The following is a 16,507-nucleotide window of genomic DNA, read 5'->3' on the forward strand; positions in this document are numbered from 1 at the left end:
GTGGGCATGTCCCGATTTCTGCGAGGGATGTCCCACTTTCGGTTGTTGCGGGGTGTCCCGAGCGACAGAAAGTGGGACATGGTCAGCGGTTGAGGTGTCTGTAACGACAGAAAGTGGGACATACTCAGCGGATTCGCCGCCGGCCATATCCGCGATCCGCCCCAGCGCCCCGCCACCCGTCCCATCACCCGCCTGCCCACCCACCCGGCCCACGACCCCGCCACCCGCCACAGCGCCCCGCCCCGCCCCCCACCCACCCCACGGAGTCGGACCGGGGTCCTACTCTGGGCCCTATGGCACTGACACTCGGCTTCATCGGCATCGTCACGCGTGACATGGCCGCGTCGCTCGCGTTCTACCGCGCGCTGGGCGTCGACATCGACGAGGGGCAGGATGACGCCCCGCACGTCGACGCGGTGCTCGAGGGCGGCGTCGCCCTCGCCTGGGACACGGTCGACACGATCCGCACCTTCGATCCTGCTTACGAACCGGCATCCGGAGGGCACCGCATCGCGCTGGCCTTCGCCTTCGCCGCGCCCGAAGAGGTCGACAACGTCTACGCCGGTCTCGTCGCGGCGGGCTACGCCGGTCACGTCGCCCCGTGGGATGCCTTCTGGGGTCAGCGGTACGCGACGATCCTCGACCCCGACGGCAACTCGGTCGACCTCTACGCTCCGCTCGGCGCGGACTGAGAGGCGCTCGCACGGGGCTGTGCGCGCGCGACGGCGCGCGCAACAGCCCGAGCAACGGCGCCGCCGGGCGCGACCAGAAGCAGCGGCAGCCGCAGACGAACCCGCAGCTATCATCTGACCATGGCGCAGCCGGAGACCGACGACGAAGACGCGATCCTCTACCCGGCGGAACGACCGAAGGCGTTCATCGACGCGGTCGTGGCCATCGCGATGACGCTGCTGATCCTGCCGCTCATGGAGAGCGTCGCGGACACGGCGCAGAGTGAGGGGTCGGCCCTGGACTGGCTCACCGAGCACAACTGGCAGCTCACGAGCTTTCTGCTGAGCTTCGCCCTCATCGCGATGTTCTGGTTCGGCCATCAGCGCATGTTCTCGGACGTCGAACGCGTCAGTCCTCGCCTGTTGTGGCTCACGATGCCGTGGCTGGTGTCGATCGTGTGGCTTCCGGTGGCGACGGCGTTGTCGGGGCGGATGCCCAGTGCCGACAGCCTCACACGCATCATCTACATCGGGAGCATGGTCTTCACCGCGCTGGCGACGATGGCGGTGCGACTATTCCTTCTGCGCCACCACGACGACTTCGGCGACCTGTCGGTGCCGATGCTGCGCCGCGGCCTCTCCGTCGACATCGCGACCTCGCTCCTCTTCGCCGCCGCTCTCGGACTGTCGCTGCTCGTCCCGCCGCTGGGTTACGCGGCCCTGTTCCTCATGTTCGCCGTCGGACCGGTGAGCTTCGTCGTGCGTCGGATGATGCCCCGCGGCAAGGCGTGAGACCCCCGCCTCATCGCAGAACCGCGCCGAGGATGCCGGCGAACGCCCCCATCTGCGTCAGCACGAACAGCAGCAGCACGCCCGCGCCGAGCACGATGAACCGCCACGGCACGCCCTGACGCAGGCGACGCCCGGGAGCGGCGACGCCCGGAGGGCGCAGCGCGGCCGTCGGAGCGGCGAACGGCAGGCCGACACTCACGGGAATCCCTGCCCCCGCCGGGTCGGAGGGCGCTCCCGCGACCATCGACGACACCTCGCGCACCTCGCGCGCCCCACTGTCGAGCCGATCGTCTCGCCATCGCTCCCACTGCGCGAGCTTGTCGAGGATCGCGCGCACAACGGAGAACAGCCACGCCCACGTCGCCGGATCGACGGTGGACGCCTCGCGCGACGTGTAGAGGAACAACCAGTCGTCGACGATCTCGACGTCGAGCGCCGCGGCGGTGTCGATGAAGCGCGCCATCACGTCGGGCGTGAACAGGTACAGCGCGTCGCGCTCGTACCCCGCCGGGCAGTACAGGGTGAAGTAGCGGTCGAAGTCTCCTTCGAGGCCGAGGCGTTGATGGCGGTCGAAGGATGCCGGCAGGTTCGACCCGAACACGCTGTTGTTGCCGGTGGCATCCAACACGATGTGCGGCAGCGGGGTTGCAAGCTTCACGGCGACGTAGCCCCACGTCGAGGTCGTCTCGTTCTTGCCCGACCCCGTCTTGTAGGAGTAGTTGGCGAACTCGACGAGGCGGGGGCGCTCGCCGCGCACGATGTCGGTCGCCCGTCGAGAGTGCCCGACCCCGAAGATCATGCCGGGCAGCGGCGGATCGTTCGCCTCGGGGTACCAGGTCATGCCGTTCGCCTGCGCGAACCGGTCGAGTCGGTACCAGCGTGCGCCGTTCGCGGCGCGGACGACCCGCACGACGACGAGCACGACGATCGCGAGCAGGACGAGCAGAAAGAAGAACGGCACGGCGGCGAACAGTCCACCCCCGGCGGACCGGGCCGCGCCGGCGACCACCGCGGTGATCGCGCCGAACACGGACAGGAACATCACGAGCATCACCGCGCCCAGAGTCACGGCGAGGACGACGGCGACCGGGTTCTGCCGGGGCGCGCGGCCGGTGCGCCGAAGCTCGCGCACGTACGCGCGGGCGGTCGCCCGATCGACGGGCTCGGTGAGTGGCCGGGCGTCGAACGGCACGGAGGGCGTCGAAGGAGCGCTCATGCCGCCACGCTACGACGTCAGCGTGCGGATGACGAGACGACTCCGGTGAGGATGCTCGCACCGGAGACCAGCACGGCGAGTGCCGGCGGTACGAGGACTGAGTCGGAGAGGTCCTTTCATTCGGTCACGCCCACAGGATTGGTCCGGGCGGTCCGGCTCGGGTAGACTGTTGTGGTTGTCCGTCTGCCTGCACCGGTTCCGGTGTGTGCTCGGACACGTGCATCAACCCTCCTGATGCCGGGAAATGCCCGGCATCCGTTCTAGTCCGAAGGAGGTGGGTTAGTGACGCACTCATACCAGTACGAGCTCATGGTCATCCTCGACCCCGAGATCGACGAGCGTCAGGTCGCCCCCAAGCTCGACGGGTTCCTCAAGGTCATCACCGCAGATGGTGGCTCTATCGAGAACGTCGACGTCTGGGGCAAGCGCCGCCTGGCATACGAGATCCAGAAGAAGAACGAGGGCATCTACGCCGTCGTCAACTTCACCGCCACCAGCGCCGCCACGCAGGAGCTCGACCGTCAGCTGAAGCTGAACGAGCAGATCATGCGCACCAAGGTCCTCCGTGCCGAGGAGGCGATCGCTCAGGTCGCCGCCGAGAAGGAGCGTGCCGAGGCCAAGGCAGCCCGCAAGGCAGCGAAGGCGTAACGGACGATGGCCGGCGAGACGATCATCACCGTCGTGGGAAACCTCACGGCAGACCCCGAGCTGCGGTACACGCAGAACGGCCTGCCCGTCGCGAACTTCACGATCGCGTCGACGCCGCGCAACTTCGACCGTCAGGCCAATGAGTGGAAGGACGGCGAAGCGCTGTTCCTCCGCGCATCGGTGTGGCGCGAGTTCGCCGAGCACGTCGCGGGGTCGCTGACCAAGGGCATGCGGGTCATCGCGACCGGCCGCCTGAAGCAGCGCTCCTACCAGGACCGCGAGGGCAACAACCGCACCGCGATCGAGCTGGAGGTCGACGAGATCGGCCCCTCGCTCCGGTACGCGACGGCGCAGGTCACCCGCGCCGCATCGGGTTCCGGCGGTGGCGGCAGCTTCGGCGGCGGCCAGCAGGCTCGCCCGCAGGTGCAGCAGCAGGAGGAGCCGTGGGCGACCCCCGGTTCCGCCGCTCCGGACGCGTGGAGCGCTCCGGGCTCGTACGGCGACGACACACCGTTCTGATCCCCTCGGGCTCAGGAACCACAGAGATTCCGGATGCTCCGGCATCCGTTCACACGTAAGGGAAAACAATGGCTGGAAAGGCTACCGGCGATCGCCGCAAGCCGCGGAAGGGCGCGAAGAACGCTGCTCCCGCGAAGGCGATCCGCGTCGGCGTCATCGATTACAAGGATGTCGCGACGCTTCGCAAGTTCATCTCGGAGCGCGGCAAGATCCGTGCCCGTCGTATCACCGGTGTCTCGGTGCAGGAGCAGCGTCTGATCGCCAAGGCGATCAAGAACGCGCGCGAAATGGCGCTCCTGCCTTACGCCGGCGCTGGCCGCTAAGGAGCACCCATCATGGCAAAGCTGATTCTCACGAACGAGGTTGCCGGGCTCGGAAGCGCCGGCGACGTCATCGAGGTCAAGAACGGGTACGCCCGCAACTACCTCATCCCCCAGGGCTTCGCCGTGGCGTGGACCCGCGGTGGCGAGAAGCAGGTGGCGTCCATCCGCGCCGCCCGTGACGCCCGCGCGATCCACGTGCACGAAGAGGCCGTGGCGCTCAAGGACGCCCTCGAGGCGGCCAAGGTCAAGCTCACCGTCAAGGCCGGCAAGGAAGGTCGCCTCTTCGGCGCCGTCAAGCCCGCCGATGTGGCCGACGCCGTGCAGGCGGCCGGTCTGGGTGACCTCGACAAGCGCAAGATCCACATCACCGCGCCGATCAAGGCCGTGGGCGAGCACGAGGCGACCGTTCGCCTGCGTGACGACCTCACCGCCGTCATCACCCTGCAGGTGGTCGCCGCGAAGTAATTCGCTGCGCGCACGGATGCCGCGACTCGTCCTTCGGGACGGTCGCGGCATTCGTCATTTCCGCGGACGTGGGGGTGCCGGCTCCAGGCACGTCACCGGCACCCCCGTGCCGGGGCTCACTCGATGCGCGAGCGACGACGGAGCGTCAGCATCACCCCCAGCAGGATCGCCACCGCCGCTGCGGCCAGCGGAAGGTAGTTCAGCGCGCCACCCGTCTGCGCGAGCGAGGCCGCCGGCATGGCCGCGGACGCCGCCGAAGTGCCGACCGTCACGACGTGCGTGCCGGAGGTCGAGCCGCTGGGACCGGTCGGGCCCGTCGGACCGGTGGGACCGGTGGGACCGGTGGGACCCGTCGGACCGGTCGGGTTCGTGGGGTTGGTCGGGTTGGTCGGGTTCGTCGGGTTCGGGGGGTTGGTCGGGTTGGTCGGGTTCGACGGACCGGTCGTCGGGTTCGTCGTGGTGGAGTCGCCGATGACCGAGACGGCGTTGCCGGCGACCGTGATCGGAGCGCTGATCGGTGCGATCAGCTGGGTGCCGCCGAGGATGCTGCCCGCGCCGTTCGTGACCGCGGTGATCGCGCCGCCGTTGTGTCCTGCGCCGCCGGTCGTGGCGGCTCCGGTCGAGGTGGCGTCGCCGATGACCGAAAGCGCGTTGCCGGCGATCGTGATCGGCGCGGTGATCGGTGCGATGACCTGGGTGCCGCCGAGGATGCTGTCCCCACCGGTCGTGGTCGCGTCGATGCCGCCGGTGCCGGTGCCGGTGCCGGCGCCTGCACCGTTGCCGGTGGTGGTTGTGGCGTCGGTGGAGGTGGCGTCGCCGATGACCGACACGGCGTTGCCGGCGATCGTCACGGGCACGTGGACGGGTGCGATCACCTGGGTGCCGCCGAGGATGCTGTCCTCGCCGGTTGTGGTCGCGTCGATGCCGCCGGCGCCTGCACCGGTGCCGGTGCCGGTGCCGGTGCCGGTCGTCGTTGTGGCTCCGGTCGAGGTGGCGTCGCCGATGACCGATACGGCGTTGCCGGCGATCGTCACGGGCACGTGGACGGGTGCGATGACCTGGGTGCCGCCGAGGATGCTGTCCTCACCGCTGGTGACGGCGTCGACGGCCGGGGCGGCCGCCTCGGACGTCGGAGCGGATACGGTGGCAGGCTCTGCGGATGCCTCGGCCGGTGTGGTGGTCGTGGCATCCGTCGACGTCGCGTCGCCGAGCACCGAGACGGCGTTGCCGCCCACGGTGACCGGCAGCGAGACGCTGATCAGCGCCTGCGAGCCCGACCCGATGCCGTCGTCTCCGCTGGTGGAGATCGTCGGCAGCGGAGCCTCGGCCGGTGCGGTGGTCGTGGCATCCGTCGACGTCGCGTCGCCCAGCACCGAGACGGCGTTGCCGGCAACGGTGACGGGAGCGTCGATCGAGATGAGGGCCTGCGTGCCCGACAGCAGGCCGTCGTGACCGGTGGTCTCGGCCGCCTGGGCGACCGTAGCGCCGAGCAGGGTGATCCCGCCGGCGACGAGCGTGCCCCACAGGGCGCGCGAAACGATGGTGTTCATGATGTCTCCTTGACTGAGGGTGTGGGTGCGCGCCGCGGCGCGCGGGTGGATGCATGCCGCCTGAGGCGGCCGCACCCCCGTCAGTCGGGTGAGACGTCGGTGCCGAGGATCGGCGCAGGGAGGGCGGAGTCGTCTCCCGGACGGCCACGGCGCACCCAGGCACGGTGTGCGGCGAGAAGTCCGAAGGCGAGCACGGCGCTCGCTCCGAGCGCGATCGATGACGCGGAAGAGAAGAAGACCGAAGAGTCGGGCGCAGGGCCGAACGGATGCCACGGCGCAGGCGCCGCGGGGCCCGCCGGGAACACGGCGGATGCGGCCTCGCTAGTCGCCCCGGCGATGCCGATCACCTCGGTGAGAGCCGGAACGAAGAGGACTGCCCCCGATCCCGACGCCGCCACCATGGCGATCGACGGGCTGACCGCGAGCGGCGTCATGCCGTCGGCGGAGGAGGATCCGGGAGTCGACGCCGCTGCGGCGCCGTGTCCGGACGTCGTGACCGAGGGCGCCGCGGGGGTGGTCGTCACCGGCGTGACGGCCGGCTGCAGACGAGCGATCACCGGGTCGACGACGGGTGCGACGGCATCCGTCACGGGGCGGACCGCGTCGATCACCGGGGCGACGACGGGTGCGAGCGGAGCCACCACGTCGCCGACGGCATCGGTCACAGGAGCGACCACGGGGGCCAGTGGCTCGAGCACGGCGTCGGTGACCGGGGTCACCGCGTCCACGACGGGTGCCACCGTGTCGGCGACGGGCTGCACGACGTCGGCGACGGGCTGTACGACGGGTGCGACCACGTCGGCGACCGGCTGGAGGACGGGGGTGGTCAGCTCAGCAACGGGGGCGGTGACCTGCGAGACCAGGGAGCCGAGGGGGTTGCGGTCTTCGTCGGAGGCATGCGCCGACGGCGCGCCGATCACGAGCGAGAGGAGGAACCAGACGAATGCGGCACCGATCCCCGCGATGGTCAAGGCGAGCAGCCTCGATGAGCCGAGGGTCGCGCCGGTTGCGTTCGTGTCCACAATTCACCTCCCACGACGAATGTCGGATGCCGGCTCTCGCCGACACATGGAGTGCCTGGTGCACCGACGATACCGCCGTGATCCGCGTGCGTCCACACCCTCACCGGAACGACAAGTCATGGTGGACCGCCCGAAGCGGGTCTGTCGGCGCGACACGCAAGGGTCCGGTGCCGACTTGACAAACGTGTCTTCGTAAGCCTTCTTCCCCCAGGTTCTCCCCAGGTCGTCGGTGGAAGGTCAACCTTCAACCAACACTTCAATCACATTGTTCATCCACAGGCTGTGGGATCATAAACGCCTGGTCAAAAGCATCATTCCATTCTCTTGCGTCGGCGTGTTGCCGAGCTTTCCACAGGTTCCATACACAGGCATCCCGGCGTTTCTCCCGCACTCTCCACAGAGTTATCCACAGGCCGGTTTGCGGGTGTCGGAGGGCGTGCCTAGCGTTGCGTGTGGCTCGGAGGGGCGGGCCGAGGCGACGGGTGAGGAAGGCGATGCATGTCGATTGCGGACATCTCTGAGGAGCGCCTCGGTGGCATCCCCAACCGGAGTAACGAGCGCACCCCGCCGCACGACGTTCTCGCTGAGCAGAGCACGCTGGGGGGCATGCTGCTGTCGGCGGATGCCGTCGCCGATGTCGTCGAGTCGCTGCGCGGCACCGACTTCTACGTGCCCAAGCACGAGCTGATCTTCGAGGCAATCCTCAACCTCTATTCGCACGGCGAGCCCACCGACGTCGTCGCCGTCACCGACGAGCTCATCAAGACAGGCGACCTGCTGCGCTCGGGCGGAGCCGACTACCTGCACTCGCTGACCTCGATCGTGCCGACGGCGGCGAACTCCGCCTATTACGCGTCGATCGTGCACGAGCGGGCATTGCTGCGCCGCCTCGTCGAGGCCGGCACCCGCATCGTGCAGATGGGCTACAACGGCCAGGGTGAGGCGCTCGACCTCGTCAACAACGCGCAGGCCGAGATCTACTCGGTCACCGGCGCCGAGCAGGCCGAAGACTACGTCGCCCTCGAGGTCGCCGTCGGCGCCGCGATCGAGGAGATCGAGGCGGCCCGCGGCCGCGATGGTCAGATGACCGGCATCCCCACCGGCTTCGCCGCCCTCGACCAGCTCACGAACGGGCTGCACCCGGGGCAGATGATCGTCGTCGCGGCGCGCCCCGCGATGGGTAAGTCGACGCTTGCGCTCGACTTCGCGCGCGCGGCCGCGATCAAGAACAACAAGCCGACCATCTTCTTCTCGCTCGAAATGGGCCGCAGCGAGATCGCGATGCGGCTCATGAGCGCCGAAGGCGCCGTGCCGCTGCAGTCGATGCGCAAGGGCACCCTCGACTCGCGCGACTGGACGACGATCGCCTCCACCCGCGGTCGCATCAACGACGCGCCGCTGTACATCGACGACTCGCCGAACATGACGCTCGTCGAGATCCGCGCGAAGTGCCGCAAGCTCAAGCAGCGCGTGGGCCTGCAGATGGTCGTCATCGACTACCTGCAGCTGATGACTTCGGGCAAGCGCGTCGAGAGTCGCCAGCAGGAGGTCTCGGAGTTCTCGCGCGCACTGAAGCTGCTCGCGAAAGAGCTGCAGGTGCCGGTCATCGCGCTGTCGCAGCTGAACCGTGGCGCCGAGCAGCGTGCCGACAAGAAGCCCGCGATCAGCGACCTGCGTGAGTCGGGCTCGATCGAGCAGGATGCCGACATCGTGATCCTGCTGCACCGCGAGGCCGCCTACGAGAAAGACAGCCCCCGCGCCGGCGAAGCCGACCTCATCGTCGCCAAGCACCGCAACGGCCCCACCGACACCGTCACTGTTGCGTTCCAGGGACACTTCTCACGGTTCACTGACATGGCTCCGGGGGACTTCGGGTAGTGAAGGTTCTCGGTGAGAGTTGCGAATTCCACGACGGTTTTCAAACGACTTGCAAATTTGAAAACTCATCCCCTCGGACGATGTAAGGAAAGAACTTGCCAGCCGATCGCACGCTGCTCGAACGAGTCGCCATTTCCCTCTTTCCCGGCTCTTCGCAGTTGAGGGTGTAGTCGAGGGTCGGCGGCTGGTTCGCGGATAGACGTCGAGGTCTTCCAGGATGGAAGTTCTCACACTGCCCATCTGCCGGAAGACCTCGACTTGCACCACCCTACGTTCGCGACCCCTGACCTCACCACGTTCTGCCGTCTCGATGAGCTCGGCCTCGAAGCCATCGGCCAGTTGATCGAGCCCGACCGGGCGGTACTCGAGTGCCGCGTCGTTGACGATGACCCGTGGTGTCGGAAGTGTGGCGCCGAGGGCGTGCCGCGCGACACCGTGACGCGTCCGCTCGCGCACGAGCCGTTCGGTCACCGGCCCACGACGCTGCTGGTGCGGGTGCGCCGCTACCGGTGCGGCCACTGCCGCCGCACCTGGCGGCAGGACACGACGAACGCGGCGGCGCGGCGGGCGAAGATCTCCCGCGGCGGGGTCGGGTGGGCGCTGAAGGCGATCGTGGTCGACCACCTCACCGTCTCCCGCGCCGCGGCAGGCCTGGGGGTGTCGTGGCACACCGCGAACACCGCGATCCTCGCCGAGGGCAAGCGGCGGCTGATCGACGATCCGGCCAGGTTCGACGGCGTCACCACGATCGGCGTCGACGAGCACGTCTGGCGTCACACCCGGTTCGGTGACAAGTACGTGACCGTGATCATCGACCTCACGCCCGCCCGCAACAAGACAGGTCCCGCACGGCTGCTGGACATGGTCGAGGGCCGGTCGAAGCAGGTATTCAAGGAGTGGCTCGCCGCCCGGCCTGCGGAGTGGTCGAGCCGGATCGAGGTGGTCGCGATGGACGGGTTCTCCGGGTTCAAGACGGCCGCGGCCGAAGAGCTCCCCGACGCGGTTCCGGTGATGGACCCGTTCCACGTCGTCCGCCTGGCCGGCGACGCGCTCGACCGGACCCGGCAGCGCGTCCAGCAAGACACCCTCGGGCACCGCGGTCACGCCGGCGACCCGCTCTACGGGGTCCGCCGCACCCTCCACACCGGCGCGAGCTTCCTCACCGAGAAGCAGACCGCGCGGCTCGACGCGGTGTTCGCCGCCGAGGAGCACGTCGAGGTCGAAGCGACCTGGGGCATCTACCAGCGCATCGTCGCCGCCTACCGCGAACCCGACAAGAACAAGGCGAAGGAGATGATGCGGGCGGTGATCGATTCCGTCAGCAGTGGCGTCCCCGCGATGCTGGCCGAGATTTGCCGGCTCGGTCGGACGTTGAAGCAGCGCGCCGCGGACGTCCTCGCGTTCTTCGACCTGGCCGGCACGAGCAACGGTCCGACAGAGGCGATCAACGGCCGACTCGAGCATCTCCGCGGCTCCGCGCTCGGCTTCCGCAACCTCGCGAACTACACAGCCAGGAGCCTGCTCGAGGCCGGAGGTTTCAGACCCTCCCTACACCCTTGATTCCGAAGAGCCTCTTTCCCCTCGCGGATGAGGTAGCCCACCTCGGCACGGGCGGATTCGCCTGCACCTTCAGAATCCGAGAGGGTGACCGGCAAACAGCCCTCAAGATCATCGATCCGGGGCTCTCCGAGCGTGAGCGTGTCGACAGAGAACTCAATGCTCTGCAACGAGTTACGAACGACGGAGTCGTGCAATTCCTCGCTCATGGCGTTCACAAGTTCGAGGGAGTCGACTACTGCTGGATTCGGATGGAGTTCATCGAGGGTAGGTCTCTTGGGGCCGAGCTCGGGGCCGGAGTGGTCTTCACTCCGCTCGAAGCGCTCGACTTGATAAGCCGGCTAACCGATGCGGCCGCGTCGATCTGGGCCCAAGGCACAGCGCATCGAGACCTGAGCCCGAACAACATCATCCTCGACGCTGACGGCAGGCCGGTCATCGTCGACTTGGGGTTGGCTCGTCACGTAGACGATGAGTCTTACACCGCGTTGCCAACCCCCGGAACGCCGGGATGGATGAGCCCTGAGCAGGTTGGCTCGTCCCCCGTCCACGGCGACTGGCGTAGTGATCAGTTCGTCATCGGCGCGCTTGCCTACCGACTCCTGACCAACGTGCAGCCCTTCTACGCACTCAGCCTCATCGATCGATGGCGCGCGCCCGCAGTGCAGACACCTCAACCAATACGAGCCATCGACCCGGAGATTCCCTCGGCCGTCGCGGATGTCGTCGAGAGGATGCTGCACAAGCAGCCGCACAGGCGATATCTCAAAGTCAGCGAGCTTCTGACAGACCTCACACTCGCGATTTCGTCGATGCAGTCGGCGTCGACCATCGAGACCAGCCCCCAGCGCTTTCTGCTGAACATCGGGCAGGTCAAGAACTACGCCGAAAACGGCTTTCTCTCCGCGCTCCGACCGCACGGAGTGGTCATCGATATCCGCGCAGGTTCACGAGTCCGTGAGTTCGTTGACGCTGCACATGACGTCGGAGCTGAGGCGATCGTGGATCCGGTCACTCACTACGTCCGGAGTCCCCTCGCCGTTCGACCGGCAGGCTTCCGAAAGCTCCCGTACGGTTCGGCGCCCGTACTAACCGGGTTCTCAGATGAGACCTCGCGTCGAGAGTTTTGCACCAACGTGCTCGACTCCGTGACGGCCGACGAACCTGACGCGATCGTCTCGCCATATTTCTACGCGGCCGAGAACGAGCAGAGCTGGCTCACCGAATCCGTGGCCTGCGCAGGACTGACGGAGGCGCTCCTTACTCAGCGCGGGCAGGTGACCTCGATGTGGCTTGGTGTCGCCGTGCACTCCAGCTGGCTCGCCAATGAGAGGCAGCGCGATCTCCTACTGACGGCCCTCACGGCTCGGCAGTGGCGAGGCGTCCACCTGTTGCTGAGTACTACACAGGCGCCGTTCGGACCGCTCGGCGATGTCGACACGCTGCGTGGCCTTCGCGATCTCATCGCCGTACTCCGGGAAGCCGGAACGCCGGTGATCGTCGGACGACGAGCGAGTAGCGGACTGTTGCTCCTTGCTCTCGGAGCGGAAGGATGGTCCACCGGCGTCTCGGGGAACCTGATGAACATGACACCGCATCCCGAGGATGAGACGTCGGGTGGGCGATCTCTTGACCGCATCTACATACCGGGGCTCGTGAATCTGGTGTCAATCGAGGCGTACCTGCTCATGCGTGCTCGTCGGCCCGAATACGTGGAGCTGGGGACGCCGCAGGCTGCGGCACTCCTCGACGGCAATCCCAGCTTGGATGACCTCAGTACCGAGGAACGCATCCTCCTCCTGCAGCACAACCTCATCGCACAGTCGCGCCAGGTTTCCGAACTGGCGACCCTCCCCGCCGGACAGAGGATCGCTCGCCTTCGAACCTGGGTCGACGTTGCCACGGAGCGATATCGCGAACTGCCTCCGACTCGGCTCCCGAGTGAAGGCCCGGCCTTCCTCGAAGGCTGGGCGGAAGTCCTGGCTTAGTTAGACGGCGAGGCTAGGAGCCTGCGACCCGCCCAGCCGGGAGCTATCCATACTCGCCTCGAGCACACGCTCACTCGCGATGCGGCGTCTCGCCGGCGTCGATGTCGACTGGGTGGGTGCGTCGACGAGAATCTCGACCGTGTTCGACCCCACGGCGAGTAGCCCGACGCCAGCCTGACGAGCCGCGCCGAGGGCTTCTGTCCGCACACGTTCGCGCGGAAGCGCGAGGTAGCTGCGATCCGCAAACGTTCGATACGCGGTCGCTTGAGCAATGCCGCGGCGCGCGTCTCGGAGCTTCAACTCGACGGCAATGAGCTCGTCAAACGGGTCCTTCGGTCGCACCCTCGTACGGTATCGAGACCCGGCGAGAACGAGCAGACCCTGATCGATAAGCGGATCTATTGCTTCTCGCCTCAGAGACGACAGACCGCGGGGTGCCCACTCTCGCAAGTCATCGAGCGTCCTGAAAGAGGTGCAGAAGTCCAGCACCGCGAGCTGGATGGACTTCGCGACTGGGCGCGCTTGGCGACGTCGGTTTCTTAGCCGAGCCTCGTCTCCGAGGCCCGCGACGAGGTCCGCGACACCGTAGCCCACCGTCACCTCGTGACCAACGCAGCTTCCGCCAACCCTCTCCAGCCAACGCGCAACGGGAGCAGCCATGTCGACTTCGCGAACGAACAATGTGAACTCCCTCCTGGGCTAGCGGCCACTCTAGCGGGCGTAAGGTATCGCCTTCAGCAGGCCGACACTACTCGCGCCCTCCGACGCGCCCGGCCTCAAGCAGCCGGCGAGGAGGCAGTAGGCCCTTCGGCCGCAACACGCCGAGCGAGGTCCCAGTACGGACTCTCGATCCGGCGAAAAAGCAGCGTGCGTTCACCGGGGACGCGGCCAATCTGCTCGATCACCTGCCCCTTCTTGAGGCGACCGAGCAGTGGATGCACGAGCGTCGGGTCCACGCCGGTCGCCGAAACGATCTGGGGCGCGGAGAACACGTCGTCATCGTGGTTCGCAATGAACAGCATGACGGAGAGCATGTGGCTGTTGCCGAACATCGCTTTCGAGTGTTCGGGTGCAAGATCAGTCAGCAGCACCACGTTTCGAGTCTCCCACGTCGCAGCGATCGGCGACCCTGCAACTGCTTGGCGTGAATGTGACCTTCACAAATATAAGGCCTCGCGGCCTTCGATATATGAGACACATGTAGGTTCCGGTTGGACTTGTCCGTTTCGCAGACGAAATGTCCACGCGGTGTCCATCTGGACATTTCGGGCCGGCAAACTCACTCCGCTGGCGCGCAGAGCCGTCGTGTTTGGATGGGGGCATGAGGCGGTGGATTGAGCGAGTGACCGGGGCGCCCGGTTCCACGTCCTTTCGGCGCTTCCGTCGCATCGTGTCTGCAGCGAACGAGCGCGGGCAGTGGGCCGGCGATCTCGATGACGCCGACTTGTCACGCGCCGCCCGCGCAGCACTGATCTCGCCAGGTCGCAGTGCGGTAGTCGAGCCGACCGCCGACCTGTTGGCTGTGCTGCGCACGGCCGCGCGGCGCACGCTCGGGGAAGAGCCGTTCGATGAGCAACTGCTGGCGGCTTGCGCGCTGGCAGCGGGGAACGCGGTAGAGATGGACACCGGTGAGGGGAAGACTCTTGCCGGTGCTCTCGCTGCGGCCGCTTTCGCGGTCGCCGGTCGGCGCGTACATGTGCTGTCGGTGAACGACTATCTCGCGGAGCGGGATGCCGCGTGGATGCGTCCCCTCTTCGATTCGCTCGACATCCGTGTCGGCTGGGTCGGTCAACACACGCCGCTGATGACGCGGGCTGAGATGTATAGGTTGGACGTCGTCTACGCGCCGGTCAGCGAGGTCGGATACGACGTGCTCCGCGACCGGTTCGCGACAACCGAAGCAGACCGCGTGAGCCCGGTGCTCGATGTCGCGATCGTCGACGAGGCCGACGCGGTACTGATCGACGAAGCGGTGTCGCCCCTCGTCCTCGCCGGAACGTCCACAGACAGCCCGGAAGACTTCACGCTGGCGGACGCCCTCGTGCAAGAGCTTGACCCCGGACTGCACTACGCGATCGACGCCGACCATGCCACCGTCTCGCTCACCGACGCCGGCCTCGACCTCCTCGAGAACCGACTCGGCGGTGTGAACCTCTACGACACCGCACACACAGCGACGCTCACACGCCTCAACCTCGCCCTCCACGCTCACGTTCTCGTGCACCGAGACGTCGACTACCTGGTCGTCGACGACGCGATCAAGCTCATCAACACCGCAAGAGGCCGTGTCGCGCACCAGCAACGGTGGCCAGACGGGCTGCACGCGGCAGTCGAGGCCAAAGAGCAGCTCACTGTCTCGTCGCCCGGGATCGTCCTCGACACCCTCACGGTGCAGGATCTGCTGCGTCGCTATATGACCCTGTCGGGCATGAGCGGAACCATGGTCGCAGTGGCCGAGGAACTGGCCGAGTTCTACTCGCTCCGCTCTGGTCGGATCGAACGACGGCTACCGAACCAGCGGACAGATCTGCCGCAGCGTGTCTTCCTCGACGAGGACTCCCGCGTGGATGCCGTGTTGGTGGAGGCTCGAGAGCGTCATCGGGCAGGGCAACCGGTGCTCGTGGGAACACAGAGCGTCGCGGAGTCCGAACACTACGCAAAGGTGCTCGCCGAGGCGGGAATCGAAGCCCACGTGCTCAACGCCCGCAACGACGCGCGGGAGGCCGCAGTCATTGCAGAGGCCGGCGAGTATGGGGCGGTCACGATATCCACCCAGATGTCGGGGCGCGGCACAGACATCCGCCTCGGAGGCATCGACGAGCACGACCATCGTCGCGTCGCGAGAAGCGGGGGACTAGCGGTGCTGCAGATCGGCAGGTATCCGTCCGGCCGCCTTGACGCGCAGTTGCGCGGCCGCTCAGGCAGGCAGGGCGACCCCGGCACTACCGCCACCTTCGTGAGCACCACCGACGAACTGGTGCAGGCCAACGCTCCTGACCACCTGCTCGAGAAGATCCGACGACGAGGATCGCAACTCGACCAGACCACGCTCGGTTCCATCATCGACCAGGCGCAGCGGATCGCCGAGGGCATCCAACACGACCGCCACCGCGACACCTGGGACTTCAGCCGCGCGATCGCCCGCCAGCGCGACACCGTTCTCGGCGACCGAGAGGCGGTCATGAACGGTGACCGCGCCGCCCTAGAGGTCACTCGACGAATACCAGAGGCATTCGATCGCCTTGCCTCGGCATCCTCCCCGTCAGTAGTTGCTCGTCTCGCCCGCGACGTCGCATTGTGGTGTCTCGACGAACAGTGGTGCGACCATCTGGCACATCTGACGGAGATCCGCGACGGCATCCACCTGCAGGCCCTCGCCGGCGTCAACCCGCGCGATGAGTTTCACCGCATCGCACTGCGCGAATTCCGCGGATTCTTCGCGTCGGCTTATGACCGCGCCGCCGACATCATCCGTGACGTGACACCCGACCAGCTCGGGCAGGACATCACTGTGCTCGGGTTGCGCCGACCGTCGGCAACGTGGACCTACATGACCAGCGACAATCCCCTGGGTAGTCCGATGGACCGCGCCGCGCGCGCGGCTGGCAAATGGATTCGGACACGCGTCTATCGGATCGAGTAATCTCGCCGAAACGGATAACTCTCGCTACAAAGACTCGCGTTCTTGCTGGACAAGTCGGCATCTGAACGCGCCAAAGTCTTACTGCGTGGGGGACATCTCAAAGCGGTTCCTACAACACACTTGCGCGTCGATGACGTTCTTCACAAGTGATTGAGCTGCGGTCAGCGGGCTCGGGTGTGACGACGCGAGCTGATCTCGTTGACATTAATAGGCGATAGCCCTATAACCAATTTAT

The 16,507-nt window shown here is 67.0% G+C and carries 15 protein-coding genes; 10 read left to right on the forward strand and 5 right to left on the reverse strand.

The window, feature by feature from the left end; translation table 11 throughout:
• Nucleotides 1-293 precede the first annotated feature (293 nt).
• Both JOE64_RS00555 and JOE64_RS00560 read left to right on the forward strand, forming a co-directional pair.
• The gene (locus JOE64_RS00555) at nt 294-692 is read left to right on the forward strand and encodes a VOC family protein (protein ID WP_204962463.1); all 399 of its coding nucleotides are present in this window, start codon (nt 294-296) and stop codon (nt 690-692) included.
• Between the two features lie 120 nt (nt 693-812).
• Nucleotides 813-1,463 (forward strand): TMEM175 family protein, encoded by a 651-nt coding sequence (locus tag JOE64_RS00560; protein ID WP_204962464.1) that lies wholly within the window; start codon nt 813-815, stop codon nt 1,461-1,463.
• Nucleotides 1,464-1,473: 10 nt separating this feature from the next.
• Here JOE64_RS00560 and JOE64_RS00565 read toward each other — a convergent pair whose 3' ends face one another.
• The gene (locus JOE64_RS00565; RefSeq protein ID WP_204962465.1) at nt 1,474-2,679 is read right to left on the reverse strand and encodes a hypothetical protein; all 1,206 of its coding nucleotides are present in this window, start codon (nt 2,677-2,679) and stop codon (nt 1,474-1,476) included.
• 309 nt (nt 2,680-2,988) lie between these two features.
• Here JOE64_RS00565 and rpsF point away from each other — a divergent pair, with 309 nt between their 5' ends.
• The 4 genes from rpsF (at nt 2,989) to rplI (ending at nt 4,634) form a co-directional block, all read left to right on the forward strand.
• Complete coding sequence (rpsF, locus tag JOE64_RS00570) at nt 2,989-3,327, forward strand: 30S ribosomal protein S6 (protein ID WP_239531812.1); 339 nt, start codon at nt 2,989-2,991, stop codon at nt 3,325-3,327.
• Between the two features lie 6 nt (nt 3,328-3,333).
• Nucleotides 3,334-3,846, forward strand: a complete 513-nt coding sequence (locus JOE64_RS00575) for a single-stranded DNA-binding protein (protein ID WP_204962467.1) — start codon at nt 3,334-3,336, stop codon at nt 3,844-3,846.
• 68 nt (nt 3,847-3,914) lie between these two features.
• Nucleotides 3,915-4,169 (forward strand): 30S ribosomal protein S18, encoded by a 255-nt coding sequence (rpsR, locus tag JOE64_RS00580; protein WP_005054609.1) that lies wholly within the window; start codon nt 3,915-3,917, stop codon nt 4,167-4,169.
• Between the two features lie 12 nt (nt 4,170-4,181).
• Nucleotides 4,182-4,634 (forward strand): 50S ribosomal protein L9, encoded by a 453-nt coding sequence (gene rplI / locus JOE64_RS00585; RefSeq protein ID WP_204962468.1) that lies wholly within the window; start codon nt 4,182-4,184, stop codon nt 4,632-4,634.
• A 116-nt stretch (nt 4,635-4,750) separates the two neighbouring features.
• Here rplI and JOE64_RS00590 read toward each other — a convergent pair whose 3' ends face one another.
• Both JOE64_RS00590 and JOE64_RS00595 read right to left on the reverse strand, forming a co-directional pair.
• Nucleotides 4,751-6,184 carry a chaplin family protein gene (locus JOE64_RS00590; protein ID WP_204962469.1) on the reverse strand — a complete coding sequence of 478 codons (1,434 nt, stop codon included), beginning with the start codon at nt 6,182-6,184 and terminating at the stop codon, nt 4,751-4,753.
• 80 nt (nt 6,185-6,264) lie between these two features.
• Nucleotides 6,265-7,206: a hypothetical protein gene (locus JOE64_RS00595; protein ID WP_204962470.1), complete on the reverse strand. Its 942-nt coding sequence runs from the start codon at nt 7,204-7,206 to the stop codon at nt 6,265-6,267.
• Nucleotides 7,207-7,704: 498 nt separating this feature from the next.
• On the opposite strand from JOE64_RS00595, the gene dnaB reads away from it, so the two are divergent.
• The 3 genes from dnaB (at nt 7,705) to JOE64_RS00610 (ending at nt 12,629) form a co-directional block, all read left to right on the forward strand.
• The gene (gene dnaB / locus JOE64_RS00600; RefSeq protein WP_204962471.1) at nt 7,705-9,084 is read left to right on the forward strand and encodes a replicative DNA helicase; all 1,380 of its coding nucleotides are present in this window, start codon (nt 7,705-7,707) and stop codon (nt 9,082-9,084) included.
• Nucleotides 9,085-9,342: 258 nt separating this feature from the next.
• Entirely contained in the window at nt 9,343-10,644 is a 1,302-nt protein-coding gene (locus JOE64_RS00605) for an ISL3 family transposase (RefSeq protein ID WP_204962472.1), read from the forward strand.
• The gene (locus JOE64_RS00610; protein WP_204962473.1) at nt 10,641-12,629 is read left to right on the forward strand and encodes a serine/threonine protein kinase; all 1,989 of its coding nucleotides are present in this window, start codon (nt 10,641-10,643) and stop codon (nt 12,627-12,629) included. The genes JOE64_RS00605 and JOE64_RS00610 overlap by 4 nt, the downstream gene beginning before the upstream one ends.
• Here JOE64_RS00610 and JOE64_RS00615 read toward each other — a convergent pair whose 3' ends face one another.
• Complete coding sequence (locus JOE64_RS00615; protein ID WP_204962474.1) at nt 12,630-12,971, reverse strand: hypothetical protein; 342 nt, start codon at nt 12,969-12,971, stop codon at nt 12,630-12,632.
• Nucleotides 12,972-13,405: 434 nt separating this feature from the next.
• The gene (locus JOE64_RS00620) at nt 13,406-13,723 is read right to left on the reverse strand and encodes a hypothetical protein (protein ID WP_061683897.1); all 318 of its coding nucleotides are present in this window, start codon (nt 13,721-13,723) and stop codon (nt 13,406-13,408) included.
• Between the two features lie 227 nt (nt 13,724-13,950).
• On the opposite strand from JOE64_RS00620, the gene secA2 reads away from it, so the two are divergent.
• The gene (secA2, locus tag JOE64_RS00625) at nt 13,951-16,272 is read left to right on the forward strand and encodes an accessory Sec system translocase SecA2 (protein WP_170287954.1); all 2,322 of its coding nucleotides are present in this window, start codon (nt 13,951-13,953) and stop codon (nt 16,270-16,272) included.
• Nucleotides 16,273-16,507 lie beyond the last annotated feature (235 nt).

It is taken from the genome of Microbacterium dextranolyticum (assembly GCF_016907295.1).
Lineage (GTDB): Bacteria > Actinomycetota > Actinomycetes > Actinomycetales > Microbacteriaceae > Microbacterium > Microbacterium dextranolyticum.